We start from the raw sequence: 18,399 nt of genomic DNA, 5'->3' as shown, positions 1-18,399 counted from the left end.
GCGGGCCGGTGATGCTCAGGTGACGGCCGTCGGCCCCGGTGGCGGACCGGCCTGCGGGCCGACGGCGGCCGTGCTCGTGCGGGTGAGCGCGGAGTGCAGGCGGCGCACGGCGTCCTCGGCGTCGGAGATCTCGTCGGGCGTCGGCAGCACGATGCCGCCGGAGGCCTGCATCTGATCCGGGCCCGGGGCGCGCCACTGCAGGACGGGCGCGAGGACGATGCCGGCCCGGGCCAGGAACCACGCCAGGCGGCCGTGCGAGCGCGCGATCCCGAGGGCGAGGGCGGCGAGGGCCTCGCGCAGGCGCTCCAGGCGGTCGACGACCGGGAGCCGCTCCTGCTCGGCGGCCGGGCCCACCGCCGCCGCGAGGTCGTCGGCGATCTTCCCGGCCAGTGCCGCGTCCGCCCGGGCCGATTCCACCGGGGCCGATTCCGACACCCCGTCCCGGGACTGCCGTTCGGCCTCCTCGGCGAGCTCCGCGACCTGCGCACACAGCTCCGCGCCGGAACGCGGGGGACGATCCGGCGGGGCTGCGTGCGCGGTCAAAGCGGTCCCTCCCCGTGGAGCAACGGACACCCCGGGACGGGTGCACGTCCAACGCTGGTACACCACGGCGACCGCCCACAGCTCCGGGAACGAAGTACCCCGCGCCCGCGCAGCCGCCGGAACGAAACAGGCCTTGTCAGGACCGGCCGGGTTTTCCGTAACACCCCTGGACGCGTAGCCTCGGCGCCGGGGTGCGGGGACGAGGCCGCCGCGCCGACGGGGGCGGATGGTGATGATGGTCGAGACGTTGTCCTTCGAGAGCGCGAGCGTGGACGCCACGCAGGAGTTCCTCTCCACGGCCTACACGCCGATGCGCATCGCCAAGTCGGTGGCGGACGCCCGGGCGAGCATCAGCCGCCGGGCGGTGAACGGGCTCACCGTGGACCGGATCTCCTTCGGCTACGACCTCACCTACGACGCCGACAGCCTCGGCCGGGTGTGCCTGCTCAGCATGCACACCGGCACGCTCGCCGACCGGACCGGCGGCCGCGAGACGGTGTTCGGCCCCGGCGAGACGTTCCTGGTCGCCCCGCCGGACGCCCCCTACCGGGGAGAGGTCCACTCGGCCCGCTACACGATCGCCATGTTCGACAGCAGCCTGCTGGACGCCTTCGCCCCCACCGGCGCCAACGGACGCGGCCCGGTGCGCCTCACCGGGCTCCGCGCCGTCGACGAGGCGGCCGACCGGCAACTGGGCGCCGCCGTCGCCTACGTCCGCGACCACGTGCTCGACAATCCGGCCGCCTGCGCGAACGACCTGCTCGTCGCCACCGCCGCCCAGCACCTGGCGGCCGCGACCCTGGCCGCCCTGCCGCACACCGCCCGCACCGACTCGGCCCCCGCCGACCGGACCGACGCCACATCCACCACGCTGCGCAAGGCGATCGCGTACATCGAGACGAACGCCGAGCGGGAGATCACCCTCGCCGACATCGCCGCGGCCGCCTTCGTCACCCCGAGGGCCCTCCAGTACGCCTTCCGCCGCCACCTGGACACCACCCCGCTCGCCTACCTGCGCCGCGTCCGCCTCGACGCGGCCCACCGCGACCTCCTGGCCGCCGACCCGGGCACCACGACGGTGACGGAGGTCGCGATGCGCTGGGGCTTCGCCCACCCCGGCCACTTCGCCGGCCTCTACCGCGACGCCTACCGGCGCCCCCCGAGCGACACCCTGCGCCTGCACCTCTGAGCCTTCAGTCAACCGGCCCAGCCCCGCGCGCGGTCGTGCACCCGGCCTGGTGAGCTGTGCGGGGAGTCCGCGACCCGAACCGGCCTCCCCGCCACCCCGAGGGAGGACCCCGTGCCGGACCCGACGACGTCCTACGCCGACCTGCGCGCCCTGGTGATCAACTGCACGCTCAAGCGCTCCCCGGAACGCAGCCACACCCAGGGCCTGATCGACGTCAGCACCGGCATCCTGGAACGCCAGGGCGTCGAGGTCGAGGTCCTGCGCGCCGTCGACATCGACATCGCGACAGGCGTCTGGCCGGACATGACCGAACACGGCTGGGAGACGGACGAGTGGCCGGTCATCTACTCCAAGGTGATGTCCGCCGACATCCTGACACTGGCCGGCCCGATCTGGCTGGGCGACAACTCCTCGGTGATGAAGAAGGTCATCGAGCGCCTCTACGCATGCTCGTCGATCCTCAACTCCGAGGGCCAGTACGCCTACTACGGCCGCGTGGGCGGCTGCCTGATCACCGGGAACGAGGACGGCGCGAAGCACTGCGCGATGAACGTCCTCTACAGTCTCCAGCACCTGGGCTACGTCATCCCCCCGCAGGCCGACGCCGGCTGGGTCGGCGAGGCGGGCCCGGGTCCGTCCTACCTGGACCCGGGCTCGGGCGGCCCGCAGAACGACTTCACCAACCGCAACACGACGTTCATGACGTGGAACCAGCTCCACCTGGCCCGCATGCTCAAGGACGCCGGCGGCATCCCGGCCCACGGCAACCAGCGCTCCGAGTGGGACGCCGGCTGCCGCTTCGACTTCGAGAACCCCGAACACCGCTGAGCTGCCGCTGCTTTGAAGAACCGCGTCACCAGGGGCTGCTGTCCGGCAGCAACGGCGTGTCTTGCATGGACCGTCACGGGGGCCGCTCGCGGCCGTGCGGGCGGCTCGTCAACTCGAAGTGGCTGCCGAGCGGGTCGCGTACTTGCCCGCCCACGACGCCCGGCACGAGGCGAGTCTCGAACAGGCCGCCGGGGCCCTCGGGCTCAACGAGGACGACGCCCGGCACCTGTTGGCCCGAAGACGGCCGGGACCGAGCCGGCACGGAGTCGGTTACCAGAGCCCCAGCCCCTCGACGACGTCGGCGGGCTTCGGCAGCTGGGGGCTCGCCTGGCCGGTGAGGGCGCCGCCGGGAATGTCCACGTCGCGGTTCACAGTGATCACCGTCTCCCAGCGGAGTACGTTCGTCCAGGCGGTGGTGATCGCCGCGCCCCTGGCACCGGTCAGCCGTCCCGAGCCGGGCAGGTCGCGCAGCCGCATACCGTCACGCAGCAGCGTGGCGGCGACCTTCGGACCGATGCCCCGGATACCGGCGATGTTGTCGGACTTGTCGCCGGTCAGGGCACGGAACGCCGGCCGCTGGTCGGGCGTGACGCCGTAGCGCGCGAGGACCTCGTCGGCGGTGATGATGCGCTGGGCGGCCTTGCGGGAGCGGTTGAGGATCCGCACGTCGTCGTTCAGGAGCTGGTAGAAGTCCATGTCCCGCGACATGACCAGGACCGGCCGGGAGGCGGCGGCCCGGGTGGCGAGGGTGGCGATGACGTCGTCGGCCTCGGCGTCGTCGACCTTGACCCACCGGATCCCGTACGCGTCCAGGCCGTCCTTCACCGGGGCGAGGAACCGCAGCGGCTTGAGCGCCTCCGGCGTCGCCTCCCGGTTCGCCTTGTACTCCAGGTCGGCGGCCACGCGGCCGGCGGTACCGTGTTCGCCGTCGAAGACGACCAGGACCTCGGGCTGTGCGACGTCGAGGTCGTCGCGGATCGTGGCGCGCAGCAGGGCGAAGAAGGCGAACAGGCCGGTCAGTTCACGGGATTTGTCACGGGAGAAGATCGGTGCGGGGAAACCGAAAGTGCCGGCCCACAGCAGGTTGAATCCGTCGACGAGCAGCAACGGCGTAGGGGTTGCGGGATTTTCGGGCATCACGACACCGCCTTCGAGAAGAAGTCAGCGATTCGGCACGGCTGGAACTCGGCCGCTCTCCGATACACAGTCTGTGTAGTCGCGCCGTACAGTATGTCACCCTCCAGGAGGGTCCGTGCCGTCTTGTGAAGGGCGGCGGGGCCGTCGTCGCGGGCGACGATCAGGTGCTCACCGTGGCCGGTCGGCTCGATCAGAGCGGGCAGGCTGCCGATCCGGTAGGCGACGACCGGAGTGCCGACACCTATGGCCTCCAGGGGCACCAGGCTGAAGGTCGCCGACGAGGGTCCGCGCCGCGAGGGTGTCGGCCTGGTCCATCGCGCGCAGGATGGCGGCAGCGTCGATTTCGATCGGGGGCCTAGCCACAGGTCGCTCCCCGGCGTCGTCCCGTCAGGATGAGGTGGGCGACGAGGTTGGGCTCGCAGAGCAGGGCGGGCGAGTCCATTTGTACGGCCCAGAAGGCGCGCGTTCCGTCTTCGCGGGTCAGACCCGGCCGTGGAACGGCGACGGTCTGTCCCAGGCCCAGACATGGCACGTCGGAGAGGTTCCAGCCGCGTGCCGTGCCGGCCGGCACCATCGCGAAGTAGGCCTCGAACGAGTCGTAGCAGAACACCGGGCCGCCGAGAACGCGGCTGAGGTAGCGGTTCACCCGCGTGGGCTGGTCGGTTCTTGCGGCTGCGTGGACCTCGGCCGCCGAGAGCGCCACGACGGCGAACAGGACACCCGCAGGCAGCAGGGCCAGCCCGTCGTTCTTCCAGTCGCGGTAGACGAGGCGGGGTACCGGGGCGGCGCAGGCGAGCCAGTGCTGAGCAGCGCGCTGCCGCTCGGCAGCAGTGGTGATGCGGGGGATCACTTCGCGGCCCCCGTCGGCGGCAGCTCGGGGCTCAGGTGGGCCGTACAGAACGCCGGGTCGTCCGAGTCGGTTTCCCGGGCGCTCGGGTCTTTGGCCGCCAAGGCATCGGCCCCGGCCCGCAGTACCTCGGCGAGCCGGCTGATCACCTCGGGCAGCGCGCCGCCGAGGTGGACCAGGACTCGTCCCGTCACGATCGACGGGGTATCGACCGTCAGCGAGGGCAACGGGCATCCTGCCGCCTCGGTCGCGTTCCGAAGCTCGGCGCACGCCTCCTCGGCCTGCGCCCGCATCTCCGCTGTGAGGCGGGAGAGCAGGGACTCAGCCACGGTGCAACACCTCCTTGCGCACTGGCTTCCCACCACATCGGCTTGGGAGTGGGCTGCTTGGTTGTCGAACGGCGAGCGCCAGGCCGATCCGCCGCCTGGCGCTGCTGTCCAGTGAACGGTTGCTGAGCTGGGACTGTAAGGAAATCCCGCCGCTTCCTACGCGTCGGCCACCGGAAGTCTTGAGATTCCCTTTACTCGACAGCCTGCACAGAGGGTGACTGCAGGGCTACGGTGAGCGCGTGGGAGACAACGTCGTACTTCGCCGGGCCATCGCAGAACTGGGCCTGCGTCACTCCGAGTTGGCCCGGCGGATCAACCAGCACACGGAATCCGTGTCGGGCCGGTTGGGGACCGTCACGGAGCGGACCGTCCACAACTGGGTGTCCGGGCGGACCGGGTGGCCGAACGCGAAGCAGCGCGCTGGGCTGGAGGCAGTATTCGACTGCTCCGCCGAAGCACTTGGCTTCACCCCTCGGGGCCGGCGCCCCGTGTCGCCGCCGGAGGGACCTGTGCGACGTAGAACCTTCCTCACATCCGGACCGTCCGCCGTCGCCGCGCTTGCCGTTCCGATGCTCGCAAGTCGCAGCACGGTCGGACACGCCGACGTTGAGCGTGCCAGCGCCAGGCTCCAGACCCTGGACGCCTTGGACGACCACCAGGGCGGACACACCACCCTCGAACGTGCCGCAGTCGCCGGCGCCCAGCAGGCCATCGACTTGCAGCAGAACGGCACGGCCGGCGAACGCGTGCGTCAACGCCTGTTCGGCGTCGCGGCTGCCTACACGGCTCTCGCCGCCTGGTCGTGCATCGACAGTCGCCTGTTCGACCAGGCACAGCGACACCTGGACCGCTGCGCAACGCTTGCCGGTCTCGCGCGGGACTCGACCGCCCAACTCCGGGTGTGGAACTCGATTGCGATTCTGGCCAACAGTCAGAACCGGTACGGCGATGCGCTGGCTGCTACGCGAGCCGCGCAGGCCACGCGGATCACCCGCCGTGACCCGCTGTTCGCCTCCATGGCCCATGCGCGCGTCGCGGTGGCGCTCGCCAACCTTCGGGACCGTCAGGCCGCCCTGCGGTCGATCGGGCTCGCCGGTGAGGCGCTGGGGCATTCGATCGAACAGCCTCGGCCGACGTGGATGGCGTTCTACGGGCTTGCGGAGTTGCACGTACTCACGGCCATCGTGCATGAGCGGCTTGACGAACCCGAGCGGGCCGAGGGCGCGTCGCACCGAGCGCTCAGTGCCTTGCCCGAACAGTTCCGTCGAAACCGAGCGCTCGCTACGGCCCGCCTGGCACTGGCGCAGGTGCGCCAAGGGGACGCGGAACTCGCAACGGCCACTGCCGTGAGCGTCGTCGACCTGATGAACGGTGTTCCGCCGTCGAGCCGGATCCGGACCGCCCTCGGTGACTTCCACCGCGAGCTGCTGACCCTTTCCGTGACCACCCCCAGTGCGCGAGAGTGGGCGGACCGCTTCCGCGCCGAATGGAGCCGATCATGACCGAACTCGAACTTCGGTACTACCAGCGCGGCGAACTGCCGAACGGGTTCCGTCAGTTGCTCATAGACGTGCACGCCGATGCCTACGCAGCCGAGATGGACGATCCGTTCACTCAGCGGTTCCCGTGGTTCGTGGATCACTGGTCGGCGCTGGAAGGCTTCACGTGCGTGGTGGGGTTCGACGGCGAGGAGCCGGTCGGATTCGCCTACGGCGCACCGGCGAAGACCGGGCGGGAATGGTGGCGGGAGCACATCGATCCCGCACCGGAGCGGGATTCGACGTTCTCCTTCTCCGAGCTGATGGTGCGTCCCCGGTGGCGCAAGACCGGAGCCGCCGAGCTCTTGCACTCCGCACTGATGGCGGGTCGCGACGAGGCCTTGGCCGTACTGCTGGTCGATCCGGACCACCCGAAGGTTGCCACGCTGTACGAGTCGTGGGGCTACCGCAAGGTCGGTGACCGCCGGCCGTTCCCGGACTCACCCCGCTACTCGGTGATGCTGCGAGACCTCCCGTAATGCACCCGATGCCCCGCCACTCCTGCCCGGAGTGGCCGGGCGCCGTTCATCCGGTGCGAGCGCCGGCAACTCGGCCACCGGGGCGCGGGCTCCTCGGGCGGTGGCAATCGGCGAGCCCGGGTGGCGCCGCGACCGGCGGGATCTGTTGGCCCGGGAGGTGGTGAAGGGGGGAGGGGGCTCGGCTGCTGCCTGCGGCGAGGCTGGGTGAGTCTGCCGCGCGGGCGCTGCAGTGGTCCAGGGGGTTCCGCTTGGTACGGAGGCCGGTCGCGTCGCAGATCAGGCCCTACACGGTGGTGATCTTGCCGTCCCACTCGCCGCCGGCCGGGACGGAGGCGTGCTGGTGGATCGGCTCCCAGCCGTTCTCACGCCGCTCGAAGCAGTCGGTCTGCCGGGCCATGACGTGCTTGGTGGAGCCGTTCTTGAGCACGATGTTCGTGCTCTGCACCGTGCAGACGATGCCCATGTCCCCGTTGACCTTCGCGTCCAGTTCTCGGATCTCGACGTTGCAGGACTCGAAGTCGGCGAAGGTGTCGTCGAACAGCTTGCGCGCCGGGGCGACGCCCCTGGACGCCCTCGGCGAGCATGGTGCCGGTCGTCTCGGGGGCCAGGCGGTAGCCGACGGACAGGAACGGCACCCGACTGTGCGCGACGTACCAGGAGAGCAGGGTGTCGTAGGCGTCCAGGTCGCCCAGGATCATGCCGCCGCCGTGGGCATAGAGCACGGCCGGGCCGGGCGCCGTGGTCTCGCCGGTGGTGTACCAGCGCAGTTCGATCCGGGCGCCGTCGGGCGCCGTGGCGAAGTAGGTGGCGGTCTTGATCCCGGTGACCGGGGGGACCAGGGCCGCCATGGCGGCCTGGCCGAGGTTGCCGGCCTCGCGAATCGACCGCCGCGTGGCGCACCGAGATCTGCTGGCCGGTCTTCCACACCGGACCGGTCCCCAACGAACCCCCGGTGCCCACGGGTGACGGCGGCCGGTAGAGGGCGCTGTCGCTACTCGCGAACCAAGTCAGGAGAGCCGACCTCCCATAGGCGAACTGCCACTCGGCCATCCAACGGACGATGCCAGGGAACACGGCATGGTTGGAATATCGACAGTCCGCCGGTCCAATGCGCGGTACTGCATCGGGTGCAACGTGAACAGAGTGTTGGACCTGCCAGGCTCGGCCCAAGACCTCCGCGGATCGAGATCAGCGGCGCGTGGGGGCGTAGCGTGGTGAGGGTGACGAGCCGCGCGGAGAGCGGAGCGGGGGTGCGTCTGGCGGAGCTGGTGGCCGCGCTCTCGCTGGGCGTGGACCTCGGCTTCGGCCAGCCGATGGAGCACGTGCTGCGCCAGTGCCTGATCGCGTTGCGACTGGCCGAGCGGCTCGGCCTGGACGACGACGCCCGGTTGGTCGTCTACTACACCGCGTTGCTGGTCAACGTCGGCTGCCACTCGGACGCGCACGAGCAGGCGAAGTGGTTCGGCGACGACATCACGCTGAAGTCCGGCAAGTACGCCTACGAGCAGCGCAGTCTGGCGGGCGCGGCGGCGACGCTGCGGTTGATCGGATCGGGCAACCCGCCGCTGCACCGGTTCCGGGTCGGCCTGGAGTTCACGCTCGGCGGGTTCCGCGATATGAACGGGATGATCAGCTCGCACTCGGCGCTGGCCCGCGAGCTCGCCCGGCGGCTCGGTCTGCCGGACGCCGTGCAGGAGGCGGTGGCCTGTTCGTACGAGCAGTGGGACGGGCGCGGCTGGCCGGGGGAGCTCAAGGGCGAGGCCGTGCCGCTGCCCTCCCGGCTCGCGCAGCTGTCCGAGTACGTCGAGGTGGCGCACCGGATCGGCGGGACCGGCGCGGCCACGGCGCTGGCCAGGCGTCGGGCGGGGACGCAGTTCGATCCCGGACTCGCGGTCGAGTTCTGCCGGGAGCCCGAGGAGATCGTGGGCGGACTGGACACGGTCCGTACCTGGGAGGCGGTGATCGGGGCCGAGCCCGCGCTCGGCGTGCGTCTCGGCGAGGAGGAGTTCGACGCGGCGCTACTCGCGGTCGCCGACTTCGTGGATCTCAAGTCCCCGTACACGCTGGGCCACGGCCGTGCCGTGGCGGCGCTGGCCGAGGCGGCGGCGCTCGGGCTGCGGATGGATCCGGCCGAGGTGACGACGCTGCGCCGGGCCGGCCTGGTGCACGGCCTGGGCCGCCTCGGCGTCTCCAACGCGATCTGGGACAAACCGGGACCGTTGGGCGCGGGGGAGTGGGAACGGGTGCGGCTGCAGCCCTATCTGACGGAGCGGATGCTCCGGCAGTCCCCGGCGCTCGCCCCCCTGGGCGAGGTCGCCGTGCAGTACCGCGAACGGCTGGACGGCTCCGGCTACCCGCGCGGGCTCGCGGGCGGCGCGATCTCCCGGCCGAGCCGGATCCTGGGCGTCGCGGACGCGTACCAGTCGATGATCGAGCCGCGCCCGCACCGGGCGGCACTCCAAGCGGTGGAGGCCGCCGCGCAGCTGCACGGCGAGGTCGCCGCCGGACGCCTGGACGGTGAGGCGGTCGCCGCGGTCCTCGCGGCCGCCGGGCACCGCACGCCGCGGCGCGGCACCGGGCCCGCGGGCCTGACCGCCCGCGAGATCGACGTGCTGCGGCTGCTGGCCCGCGGCTGCTCCAGCAGGGAGATCGCCGCACGGCTGGTGATCTCGCCCAAGACCGCGCGCAACCACATCGAGCACATCTACGCCAAGATCGGGACCTCGACCCGGGCCTCGGCCTGCCTCTTCGCGGTGCAGAACGGTCTGATCTGAGAGCGGGGCCGGCTCCGGGGAGGACGACACGGGACGACGACACGGGACGACGACACGGGACGACGACACGGGACGACGGCGCCGAAGATGCCGAAGATGAGGCATCCGCCCCATGTGTCGGGTACGGCACGGGCCTAGCGTCGAGGCAGAACGTCGGACCGTGAATCGAGGCAGTCATGGGTGTCAGAAGCACACTGTTCGCGGTGACCTACGACCGGATGATGGCCAAGGCCGAGCGGCAGGGCCTGAGCGACCTGCGTCGCCGGTTGATCGCCGAGGCCGGCGGCCGGGTGCTCGAGATCGGCGGCGGCACCGGGGCCAACCTCGCCCTCTACGGCGAGGGAGTCGAGTCGCTCACAGTCACCGAGCCCGAGCCGGCGATGGTCCGCCGGCTGGAGCGGCACGTCGCGGAGCGGGCTCCGCGCACCACGGTCCTGCGGGCGCCGGCCGAAGACCTTCCGTTCGAGGACGACAGCTTCGACGTCGTCGTGTCGACGCTGGTGCTCTGCGGGGTGAGCGACCAGCAGCGGGCACTGCGCCAGCTCGGCCGGGTGCTGCGCCCCGGCGGGCGGCTGCTCTTCCTGGAGCACATGCGCTCGGAGGACCCGAAGGTGGCCCGCCACCAGGACCGGATGAACTGGCTGAACCGGCTGGTGGTCTGCTGTGAGTGCAACCGTCCGACGCTCGACTCGATCCGGGCAGCCGGATTCGTCGTCGACCACGTCGAGCGCCAGGTCTTCCCCGCGAGTCCGTCCTTCGTCGGTCCGGCCGTGCTGGGCAGCGCCAGGCTCCCGGCGGCGACCCCGTCCGGACGCGACACCGCCACGGCCGTGCCGGGGAAGGCCGCGTGACCTCCCGGCCTACTCTTCCGTTCTCCAGGAACAACTCCGGTGTTTTCCACGCCGGTTCGTCCTGTTGCTGCGGAAGTCGGAAGGCACCCATGAACGTGACCGGCCTGCGAACCAGTGCCGTCATCCCGACTCAGGACACCCGGCCCAGGAGAGATGTGCGCGTCCTCGTGGTCGGCGCGGGGTTCTCGGGCATCGGCGCCGCCATCCGGCTGCGCCAGGCGGGGCTGCGCGATCTCCTCGTGCTGGAGAAGGCGGCGCAACTCGGGGGCACCTGGCGGGAGAACACCTACCCGGGCTGCGCCTGCGATGTGCCCTCGACGCTCTACAGCTACTCGTTCACTCCGGACACCGCCTGGAGCCGGCTGTTCGCCGGGCAACAGGAGATCCACGCCTATCTGCGGGCGACGGCCGAGCGGCACGGGCTCGGCGAGGTGCTGCGCTTCGGCGTCCAGGTGCGCGGAGCCCGGTGGGATCCGGTGGCCGGGCGCTGGCTGCTGGAGACCAGCAAGGGGCCGCATAGTGCCGAGGTGCTGGTCCTGGCCACCGGACCGTGGCACATCCCGCGCCACCTCGACGTCCCCGGGGTCGAGGAGTTCGGCGGGCCGGTGCTCCATACCGCCCAGTGGGACCAGAGCATCGACCTGACGGGGCGTCGGGTGAGCGTGGTGGGCACCGGCGCCTCCGCCGTGCAGCTCGTCCCGGCCATCGCCTCCCGAGCGGCCGCCGTGCACCTCTTCCAGCGAACCGCCCAGTGGGTGCTTCCCAAGCCCGACCTACCGGTGCCCGCAGCGGCCAACCGGCTGCTGGACCACCTGCCCCGATCCCGCAACGCACTGCGCGCCGGGCAGTACGTGCTGCAGGAGGGCTTCGGCTACGCCTTCCGCCACCCGCGCCTCGCCCGCCTGCTGGAGATCGGCGCGCGTGCACACCTGCGGCTCGCGGTCCGTGACCGGTTGCTGCGCGAGGCGCTCACGCCCACCTACCGACTGGGCTGCAAGCGTCTGCTGACCTCCAGCACCTTCTACCGGGCCCTCGCCCAGCCACACGTCCACCTGCACCCTACGGCCGTGGCAGCCGTGCGCGGCAACGAGGTCGTCGGTGCCGACGGCACGACCGCCCGGTCGGACGTCCTCGTCACGGCCACCGGCTTCCGCATGGGCGAGCCGCCGCTCGCCCGGAGCCTGTACGGCAGCGGCGGCCGGACGCTGCACGAGGCCTGGGACGGCGAACCGCAGGCGTACCTGGGGACCACCGTCAGCGGCTTCCCCAACCTCTTCCTGCTGCTGGGCCCCAACCTGCTCGGGGGCTCCACCTCCGCGATCACCGTCCTGGAAGCCCAACTGACCTACCTCACCGACGCCCTGGCCCACCTCGACCGCGACGGCCGGCGGGTCCTGGAGGTCCGGGCCGCCACGCAGGCCGCACACAATGCGGCGGTGCAGGAGGCGTTACGGACCACCGTGTACAACTCCGGTGGCTGCACCAGCTACTACTTCAGCCCGAGCGGGCGAAACACCTTCGCCTGGCCCTGGTCCACCGGGCGGCTCATCCGACAGCTGAGCCGCTTCGACCCGGCCGCCTACACCTGCGACGTACCCGGGCCCGTACCGTCGCCTGCTACGGCAGCGCAGACTGGACGGCCTGGGTGACGAGCCGCGCCCCGGCGTCGGTCAGAAGAACACTCCGCACCGCAGCAGCACGTTCGCGTACGGCCGGGCTTCCCCGGTCCGCACCACCAGGCGCGCCCCCGCACTCAGCTCCTTCAGCTTGTCGTGCGGCACGTACTCCAGCCCGGCGAAGGAGCCGGTCAGCAACCCGTCCGCGGCGGGGTTCGCCTCCCGGACCTCCTGCGCCGCGTGCGCCCCCTCGATCACCAACTCGTCGAGGAGCCCGGCCAGTACGTCCTCGAACGACGGGATCCCCGCCCGGAAGGCGAGGTCGACCACCCGGGGCCCGTCCGGAATCGGCATCCCCGCGTCACACACGAGCACCCGGTCACCGTGCCCCAATTCGGCGATGGCTCCGGCGAGATGGCGATTCAGAATCCCGCCCTTCTTCACAGCGCCTCGACCTCCGCGGCGGTGGGGAACGACTCCTGGGCCCCCCGCCGGGTCACGGCGACGGCGCCCACCCGGGCGGCGTACGCGGCTGCCTCCGCGAGCGAGGCCCCCGCACCCAACTTCCAGGCCAGCGCGGCCGTGAAGGAATCACCGGCGCCCGTCGTGTCGACGGCGTCGACCTTCACCGACGCCACCCGTACGACCTTCTCGTCGGAGGACGCGACCAACGCACCGTCCGAACCAAGCGTCACTACAACCGACGTGGGCCCGCTCGCGAGCAACTCCCGTACCCATGCGGCGGGATCGTCGCCGGTGGCCTCGCCGCCCAGGATCACCCGGGCCTCGTGCTCGTTGACGATCAGCGGGTCGCAGGCCGCCAGGACCTCGGCCGGCAGCGCCCGCGGCGGAGAGGGGTTCAGCACGAACCTGGTGCCGGACGGCAGTTGCCGCACGACCTCCACGACCGACTCCAACGGGATCTCCAACTGCGCCGAGACCACCCGCGAGGCGTGGAACAGGGGCGCGGCGGCCCGGACGTCCTCCGGCGTGAGCCGCCCGTTCGCACCGGGTGACACCACGATGCTGTTGTCGCCCGACGGGTCGACGGTGATCAGCGCGACGCCGGTCGGGGCCCCGCCCACCAGGACGCCCTCGGTGTCGACCCCCGCGTTCCGCTGCGACTCCAGCAGCAGCCGCCCGTTCGCGTCATCCCCGACGCGCGCGAGCAGCGCCGTGCGCGCCCCGAGCCGCGCGGCGGCGACCGCCTGGTTGGCCCCCTTGCCGCCGGGATGGACGGCGAGGTCCGAGCCGAGCACCGTCTCCCCGGCCCCGGGCCTGCGCTCGACACCGATCACGAGGTCGACGTTGGCCGACCCGACGACCAACACGTCGTAGTCGTACATGTAACTCCCCAATCAGAAATCCGAAACAGGGCAGCCGGAGCCCCGCTTCCGCGGGCACTCCGGCCACCCCTTCCCCGTCTCAGCCGGTGAACCCGGCCACGGTCTCCTTCGTGACCACCTTCACCGGCACCTTGATGGTCTCCTCGACCTTCTCACCCTTGATCGCCTTGACCGCGTTGTCCACGGCGATCTTCCCGAGCTGCGACGGCTGCTGGGCCACGGACGCGTACAGCGTCCCCTGCTCCACCGCCTTCAGCCCGTCGGGGGTTCCGTCGAAGCCGACGACCTGCACGGAATCGCCGGCCTTGGACCCGAGCGCCTTCACCGCGCCGAGCGCCATCTCGTCGTTCGCGGCGATGACGCCCTGGACGTCCGGGTGCGCCTGGAGCAGGTTCGACATGACGTCGAGTCCCTTGGTCCGGTCGAAGTCGGCCGGCTGCTGCGCGACGACCTCGATCCCCGGGTACGCCTGGAGTCCCTTGGCGAAGCCCTCGGCCCGTTCGCGCGCGGCGGAGGTACCGGCCAGCCCCTGGAGGATCACGATCTTCCCGCTGCCACCGAGCTTCTCGGCGATGCTCTTCGCCGCCTGCTCACCGCCGGCGACGTTGTCGGAGGCGACCAGCGCGTTCACGTCGGCGTTGTTGACGCCGCGGTCGACGGCGATGACCGGGATCTTCGCCTTGCCCGCGGCCGCCACGGGGTTGCTCGCGGCGTCGGAGTCCACCGGGTTGACGACGATCGCCCCGAGCTTCGAACCGGTGAAGTTCTGCAGCTGGTTGGCCTGCTGCGAGGCGTCGTTCTGCGCGTCGGTGACCGTCAGGTCCACCCCCAGCTTCTTCGCCTCGGCCTGCGCACCCGACCGGATCTGCACGAAGAACGGGTTGTTGAGCGTGGAGAGCGAGAGGCCGATCTTCCGAGTGCCGGACTTCGGACCGTTGTGCAGGAACGACGTCGCACCCACGATCGCCACCGCCACGACGGCCGCGAGCCCGTAGGTGGCGACCTGCTTGCCCCTTCCGCCGCCGGGCGCCCCGATCGCCGTGGGAGCGGCCCCGGCCTTGCGCCGCACCGTGTCGAGCAGCACCGCCAGGGCGATGACGACGCCGATGACGACCTGCTGCCAGAACGCGGAGACGTTCAGCAGGTTCAGCCCGTTGCGCAGCACCGCGAGGATGAGCGCGCCGATCAGCGTCCCCGAGGCCTTGCCCGTGCCCCCGGCGAGGGAGGCGCCGCCGATGACGACGGAGGCGATGGCGTCCAGCTCGTACCCGGTGGCGGCCTGCGGCTGCGCGGAGGAGAGCCGGGAGGCCAGGACGACACCGGCGACCGCGGCGAACACACCGGACAGCGCGTAGATCGCGAGCTTCTGCCTGGGCACCCGCAGACCCGAGAGCCGGGCGGCTTCCTCGTTGCCGCCGATGGCGTACATCGAGCGGCCGATGTACGTACGGCCGAGGACGAACGCCGCGATGAGCCCCATGACCACCATGACGAGCACCGGCACCGGCAACCACCCGCCGAGCGTGTCACCCAGGTGGGAGACCGAGCCCGGGAACGCGATCGGCGATCCGTCCGAGATCACCAGCGCCAGACCACGCCCCACCGACAGCATCGCGAGCGTCGCGATGAACGGCGGCAGCTTGCCGTACGAGATCAGGAAGCCGTTCACCAGGCCGGCGGCCACACCCGTGGCCAGCGCCAGCAGCACCGCGACGACCACCGGCACTCCGTGCGCCGTGGCGCTCCACGCCAGCACGGTCGCCGACAGCGCGGCCACCGAACCGACCGACAGGTCGATTCCCGCCGAAACGATCACGAAGGTGACGCCGAAGGCGAGGACGGCGGTCACGGCCGCCTGGACGCCGACGTTGAGCAGGTTGTCGGTGGTGAGGAAGTCGCCCGACAGCGCCGACATGGCGATGACGAGGACGATCAGCGCGGTCAGCGCGCCGTTGTCGAGCAGCAGACGGCGCAACGCCGCGGCGCCACCGGCGCCCGTACCGCTCGTGAGCGTTTCAGCGGCCACGGGAGGCCTCCAGTTCGGTAGTGGGGTTGCTCACGGCCAGCGACATGACCGCGTCCTGCGTGGCCTCGTCGGCGGACAGCTCGCCCGCGATCCGGCCCTGGGCCATCACCAGCACCCGGTCGCTCATCCCGAGCACCTCGGGCAGATCGCTGGAGATCATGAGTACGGCGGCCCCGGCCGCCGTCAGTTCGTTGACGAGCTGGTAGATCTCGACCTTGGCACCGACGTCGATGCCGCGCGTGGGCTCGTCGAGGATCAGCACCTTGGTGTCGGCCAGGAGCCACTTGCCGATGACGACCTTCTGCTGGTTGCCGCCGGACAGCGTGCGCACCTGCTGACCGAGCCCGGCCATCCGTACGCGGAGTTGCCCGGCGATCCGCGCGGCGGAGTCGTGCTGACCCTTGAGGTCGACGATTCCTGCTCTGGTCGCGGACTTGAGAGTGACGAGTCCGAGGTTCTCCTCGACCGACTGGTCGAGCACGAGCCCCTGACCCTTGCGGTCCTCGGGCACCAGCCCGATCCCCGCGGTCATGGCGGCGCCGATGTCGTGCCGCTTCAGGGAAGCCCCGCAGACGCGGACCGTACCGCGGTCGTACGGGTCGGCCCCGAAGACGGCCCGGACCACCTCGGTACGACCCGCCCCGACCAGCCCCGCGACGCCGACGACCTCGCCGGCCCGCACCTCGAAGCTGACGTCGTGGAAGACACCGTCCCGGGACAGCCCCTCCACGGACAGCAGCGCGGTGCCCGGCACGGCCCGCTCGCGCGGGTACTGCTGCTCGATGGACCGGCCCACCATCAGCCGGACGAGCTCCTCCTCCGGCGTGGAGGCGGGCACCTGTCCGACCGACTTGCCGTCCCGGATGACCGTGACCCGGTCCCCGAGGGCGGCGATCTCCTCCAGGTGGTGCGTGATGAAGACGATCCCGACGCCGTCCTCGCGCAGCGTGCGCACGATCACGAACAGCTTCTCGACCTCCTCGGAGGTCAGCACGGCCGTCGGCTCGTCCATGATCAGAACCCGCGCGTCCAGGCTCAGCGCCTTCGCGATCTCGACCATCTGCAGGCGTGCGATGCCGAGTTCGCGCACCCGCGCACGGGGCGACACGCTGACGCCGACGCGCTCCAGAAGCTCCGAGGCGTCCGCCTCCATCTGCTTCCGGTCGATCATCCCGAACCGGCGCGGCTGGCGCCCCAGGAAGATGTTCTCGGCGACCGTCAGATCGGGGACGAGGTTGAACTCCTGGTAGATGGTCGCGATCCCGAGTCGCTCGGAGTCCTGCGCCCCATGGATGCGGACCTCCTCACCACCGACCAGGATGCGGCCCTCGTCGGGTGCGTGGGCACCGGAGAGCATCTTGATGAGGGTGCTCTTTCCCGCGCCGTTCTCACCGAGCAGCACGTGGACCTCGCCCCGCCGCAGGTCGAAGTCGACGCGGTCCAGTGCGACCACCCCGGGGAAGGTCTTCCGTATGCCCTCGATGCGCAGCAACTCGTCCGCGTTGCTCACGACTGGCTCCTGTTCGTTGCGGGGCTCTCGTTCGTTGCGTTTTTGTTTGTTGCGGGGTTCTCGTTCGTTGCGGGGTTCTCGTTCGCTGCGGGGTTCTCGCCGCACGAGCGGCGAACGACGAGACGGGCGGGGAGCGTCACGGATCGCGGCTCCCGCCCCTCGATGCGGTCCACGAGCGCGCGCACGGCGGCCCGGCCCAGTTCGCCCGTGGGCTGGGCGATCGCGGTGATCGGCGGGTCCGTGTGCACGAACCAGCGGATGTCGTCGAACGCGGCGAGCGCGATGTCGTCCGGCACCCGCAGACCACGGGCGCGTACGGCGTCCAGGGCGCCCAGCGCCATCAGGTTGTCCGCCGCGAACACGACCTGCGGGGGCTCGGCGAGGTCGAGGAACCGCTCGGTCGCCCGCCGGCCGCTGTCGGCCTGGAAGTCACCGTGGCCGATGTACCGGTCCGGCAGGTCGAGGCCGCACTCCTCCATCGCCTCGCGGAACGCCTCCACACGCTCCCGCCCGGTCGTGGTGGCCGCCGGCCCGGCGATGATCGCCAGCCGCCGGTGCCCCAGCCGGTGCAGGTGCAGGACGAGATCCCGTACGGCACCCCGCCCGTCCGCCCGCACCACCGGCACGTCGACGCCGGGGATCCACCGGTCCACGAACACCATCGGTGTCCCGGCCCGGGCGGCGTCGAGCATGAGCGGCGACCCGCCGTCGGTGGGCGAGACCAACAGCCCGTCGATACGGCGGTCCAGGAGCGTCCGTACGTGGTGGTCCTGCAGTTCCGGCCGCTCGTCGGCGTTCCCGATGATCACGCTGTACCCCAGCGCCCGCGCCTCTTCCTCGACGGACCGTGCGAGCTCGGTGAAGTACGGATTCAGCACGTCGCTGATCACGAGGCCCAGGGTGCGGGTCTGATCGGTGCGCAGCGACCGCGCCACGGCGTTGGGCCGGTACCCGAGCGACGCGACGGCGGCCAGCACCCGCGCCCTCGCGTCCTCGCTCACCGAAGGGTGCTCATTCAGGACACGCGAGACAGTGGCGACGGACACGCCAGCCTCGGCGGCGACGTCCTTGATGCTCGTCACAGCCGTCCCACCTCCTCGTGGAATCGATTACATCAACGCGTTCCCACGATTGGAATCGATTACACGCCCGCAGGGCAAGCCTTGAGCCGGTGGCTGAAACCTGATCGTGATGAACGACGCGCCGATGTCGCCGCCGTCACCGTGCGTGACGGTCCGGCCGGTCCCGTTCCGGCGTGTGCGGGGGAGCCGGACCCGCCGATCGGCCACCCGCAGTGGGAACCGGGCATGCAAAAGGCCAGCCCCAGGCCTCTGGCCTGGGGCTTTGCTCATGATCTGGCGCCCACGTGGCCAAGGCCGTCAGCCT

The 18,399-nt window shown here is 71.2% G+C and carries 17 protein-coding genes and 2 pseudogenes; 7 read left to right on the top strand and 12 right to left on the bottom strand.

Going from position 1 to position 18,399, the window contains the following annotated elements:
- Positions 1–15: 15 nt before the first annotated feature.
- Positions 16–543, bottom strand: a complete 528-nt coding sequence (locus tag ACFXDE_RS16425) for a hypothetical protein (protein ID WP_380494727.1) — start codon at positions 541–543, stop codon at positions 16–18.
- Positions 544–775: 232 nt separating this feature from the next.
- On the opposite strand from ACFXDE_RS16425, the gene ACFXDE_RS16420 reads away from it, so the two are divergent.
- Together ACFXDE_RS16420 and ACFXDE_RS16415 are read left to right on the top strand one after the other, a co-directional pair.
- Positions 776–1,732, top strand: a complete 957-nt coding sequence (locus tag ACFXDE_RS16420) for a helix-turn-helix transcriptional regulator (RefSeq protein ID WP_380494725.1) — start codon at positions 776–778, stop codon at positions 1,730–1,732.
- A 111-nt stretch (positions 1,733–1,843) separates the two neighbouring features.
- Positions 1,844–2,560 (top strand): flavodoxin family protein, encoded by a 717-nt coding sequence (locus ACFXDE_RS16415; RefSeq protein WP_380494723.1) that lies wholly within the window; start codon positions 1,844–1,846, stop codon positions 2,558–2,560.
- Between the two features lie 270 nt (positions 2,561–2,830).
- Here the strand turns inward: ACFXDE_RS16415 and ACFXDE_RS16410 are convergent, their stop codons facing one another.
- Genes ACFXDE_RS16410 through ACFXDE_RS16395 form a run of 4 tightly spaced genes read right to left on the bottom strand, consistent with a single transcriptional unit; the run spans position 2,831 to position 4,873 of the window.
- Positions 2,831–3,697: a 5'-3' exonuclease H3TH domain-containing protein gene (locus ACFXDE_RS16410; RefSeq protein ID WP_380494721.1), complete on the bottom strand. Its 867-nt coding sequence runs from the start codon at positions 3,695–3,697 to the stop codon at positions 2,831–2,833.
- On the bottom strand, positions 3,697–4,032 hold the full coding sequence (locus tag ACFXDE_RS16405; protein ID WP_380494825.1) for a glycosyltransferase: 336 nt from the start codon (positions 4,030–4,032) through the stop codon (positions 3,697–3,699). Before ACFXDE_RS16405 ends, ACFXDE_RS16410 begins: the two co-directional genes overlap by 1 nt.
- Positions 4,033–4,052: 20 nt before the next feature.
- Positions 4,053–4,547, bottom strand: a complete 495-nt coding sequence (locus ACFXDE_RS16400) for a hypothetical protein (protein WP_380494830.1) — start codon at positions 4,545–4,547, stop codon at positions 4,053–4,055.
- On the bottom strand, positions 4,544–4,873 hold the full coding sequence (locus ACFXDE_RS16395; RefSeq protein WP_380494719.1) for a hypothetical protein: 330 nt from the start codon (positions 4,871–4,873) through the stop codon (positions 4,544–4,546). Before ACFXDE_RS16395 ends, ACFXDE_RS16400 begins: the two co-directional genes overlap by 4 nt.
- Positions 4,874–5,112: 239 nt before the next feature.
- Between ACFXDE_RS16395 and ACFXDE_RS16390 the strand changes: the two genes are divergently transcribed.
- A complete protein-coding gene (locus ACFXDE_RS16390; RefSeq protein WP_380494716.1) occupies positions 5,113–6,375 on the top strand; it encodes an XRE family transcriptional regulator in 1,263 nt (420 codons plus the stop codon).
- On the top strand, positions 6,372–6,890 hold the full coding sequence (locus tag ACFXDE_RS16385; protein WP_380494714.1) for a GNAT family N-acetyltransferase: 519 nt from the start codon (positions 6,372–6,374) through the stop codon (positions 6,888–6,890). The genes ACFXDE_RS16390 and ACFXDE_RS16385 overlap by 4 nt, the downstream gene beginning before the upstream one ends.
- Positions 6,891–7,173: 283 nt before the next feature.
- On the opposite strand, the pseudogene ACFXDE_RS16380 reads toward ACFXDE_RS16385, so the two are convergent.
- Both ACFXDE_RS16380 and ACFXDE_RS16375 read right to left on the bottom strand, forming a co-directional pair.
- Positions 7,174–7,440, bottom strand: a pseudogene (locus ACFXDE_RS16380) (nuclear transport factor 2 family protein); the annotation flags it as partial.
- 55 nt (positions 7,441–7,495) lie between these two features.
- Positions 7,496–7,738, bottom strand: a pseudogene (locus ACFXDE_RS16375) (alpha/beta hydrolase); the annotation flags it as partial.
- A gap of 372 nt (positions 7,739–8,110) precedes the next feature.
- On the opposite strand from ACFXDE_RS16375, the gene ACFXDE_RS16370 reads away from it, so the two are divergent.
- From ACFXDE_RS16370 to ACFXDE_RS16360, 3 genes are all read left to right on the top strand, one after another.
- Positions 8,111–9,664, top strand: a complete 1,554-nt coding sequence (locus ACFXDE_RS16370; protein ID WP_380494712.1) for an HD domain-containing phosphohydrolase — start codon at positions 8,111–8,113, stop codon at positions 9,662–9,664.
- 176 nt (positions 9,665–9,840) lie between these two features.
- The gene (locus ACFXDE_RS16365; RefSeq protein ID WP_380494710.1) at positions 9,841–10,515 is read left to right on the top strand and encodes a class I SAM-dependent methyltransferase; all 675 of its coding nucleotides are present in this window, start codon (positions 9,841–9,843) and stop codon (positions 10,513–10,515) included.
- 89 nt (positions 10,516–10,604) lie between these two features.
- Positions 10,605–12,164 (top strand): flavin-containing monooxygenase, encoded by a 1,560-nt coding sequence (locus tag ACFXDE_RS16360; RefSeq protein WP_380494708.1) that lies wholly within the window; start codon positions 10,605–10,607, stop codon positions 12,162–12,164.
- A gap of 21 nt (positions 12,165–12,185) precedes the next feature.
- Here the strand turns inward: ACFXDE_RS16360 and rbsD are convergent, their stop codons facing one another.
- The 5 genes from rbsD to ACFXDE_RS16335 form a co-directional block, all read right to left on the bottom strand.
- Positions 12,186–12,575, bottom strand: coding sequence for a D-ribose pyranase (gene rbsD, locus ACFXDE_RS16355; RefSeq protein ID WP_380448412.1), 390 nt, complete (start codon positions 12,573–12,575; stop codon positions 12,186–12,188).
- Complete coding sequence (locus ACFXDE_RS16350) at positions 12,572–13,477, bottom strand: ribokinase (RefSeq protein WP_380494706.1); 906 nt, start codon at positions 13,475–13,477, stop codon at positions 12,572–12,574. Before ACFXDE_RS16350 ends, rbsD begins: the two co-directional genes overlap by 4 nt.
- A 79-nt stretch (positions 13,478–13,556) precedes the next feature.
- Positions 13,557–15,503, bottom strand: coding sequence for a substrate-binding domain-containing protein (locus ACFXDE_RS16345; protein WP_380494704.1), 1,947 nt, complete (start codon positions 15,501–15,503; stop codon positions 13,557–13,559).
- Positions 15,493–17,013 carry a sugar ABC transporter ATP-binding protein gene (locus tag ACFXDE_RS16340; RefSeq protein WP_380494702.1) on the bottom strand — a complete coding sequence of 507 codons (1,521 nt, stop codon included), beginning with the start codon at positions 17,011–17,013 and terminating at the stop codon, positions 15,493–15,495. The genes ACFXDE_RS16345 and ACFXDE_RS16340 overlap by 11 nt, the downstream gene beginning before the upstream one ends.
- The gene (locus ACFXDE_RS16335; RefSeq protein ID WP_380494700.1) at positions 17,010–18,095 is read right to left on the bottom strand and encodes a LacI family DNA-binding transcriptional regulator; all 1,086 of its coding nucleotides are present in this window, start codon (positions 18,093–18,095) and stop codon (positions 17,010–17,012) included. Before ACFXDE_RS16335 ends, ACFXDE_RS16340 begins: the two co-directional genes overlap by 4 nt.
- Positions 18,096–18,399: the final 304 nt, after the last annotated feature.

Source organism: Kitasatospora sp. NPDC059408, from assembly GCF_042751525.1.
Lineage (GTDB): Bacteria > Actinomycetota > Actinomycetes > Streptomycetales > Streptomycetaceae > Kitasatospora.
This window is presented reverse-complemented; position numbering and strand designations above follow the sequence as displayed.

Bases quoted from the DNA above. Each gene is read 5' to 3' on its own strand.
- ACFXDE_RS16360 (WP_380494708.1), top strand. From the start codon at position 10,605: ATGAACGTGACCGGCCTGCGAACCAGTGCCGTCATCCCGACTCAGGAC.
- ACFXDE_RS16365 (WP_380494710.1), top strand. From the start codon at position 9,841: ATGGGTGTCAGAAGCACACTGTTCGCGGTGACCTACGACCGGATGATG.
- ACFXDE_RS16385 (WP_380494714.1), top strand. From the start codon at position 6,372: ATGACCGAACTCGAACTTCGGTACTACCAGCGCGGCGAACTGCCGAAC.
- ACFXDE_RS16350 (WP_380494706.1), bottom strand. From the start codon at position 13,477: ATGTACGACTACGACGTGTTGGTCGTCGGGTCGGCCAACGTCGACCTC.
- ACFXDE_RS16420 (WP_380494725.1), top strand. From the start codon at position 776: ATGATGGTCGAGACGTTGTCCTTCGAGAGCGCGAGCGTGGACGCCACG.
- ACFXDE_RS16410 (WP_380494721.1), bottom strand. From the start codon at position 3,697: ATGCCCGAAAATCCCGCAACCCCTACGCCGTTGCTGCTCGTCGACGGA.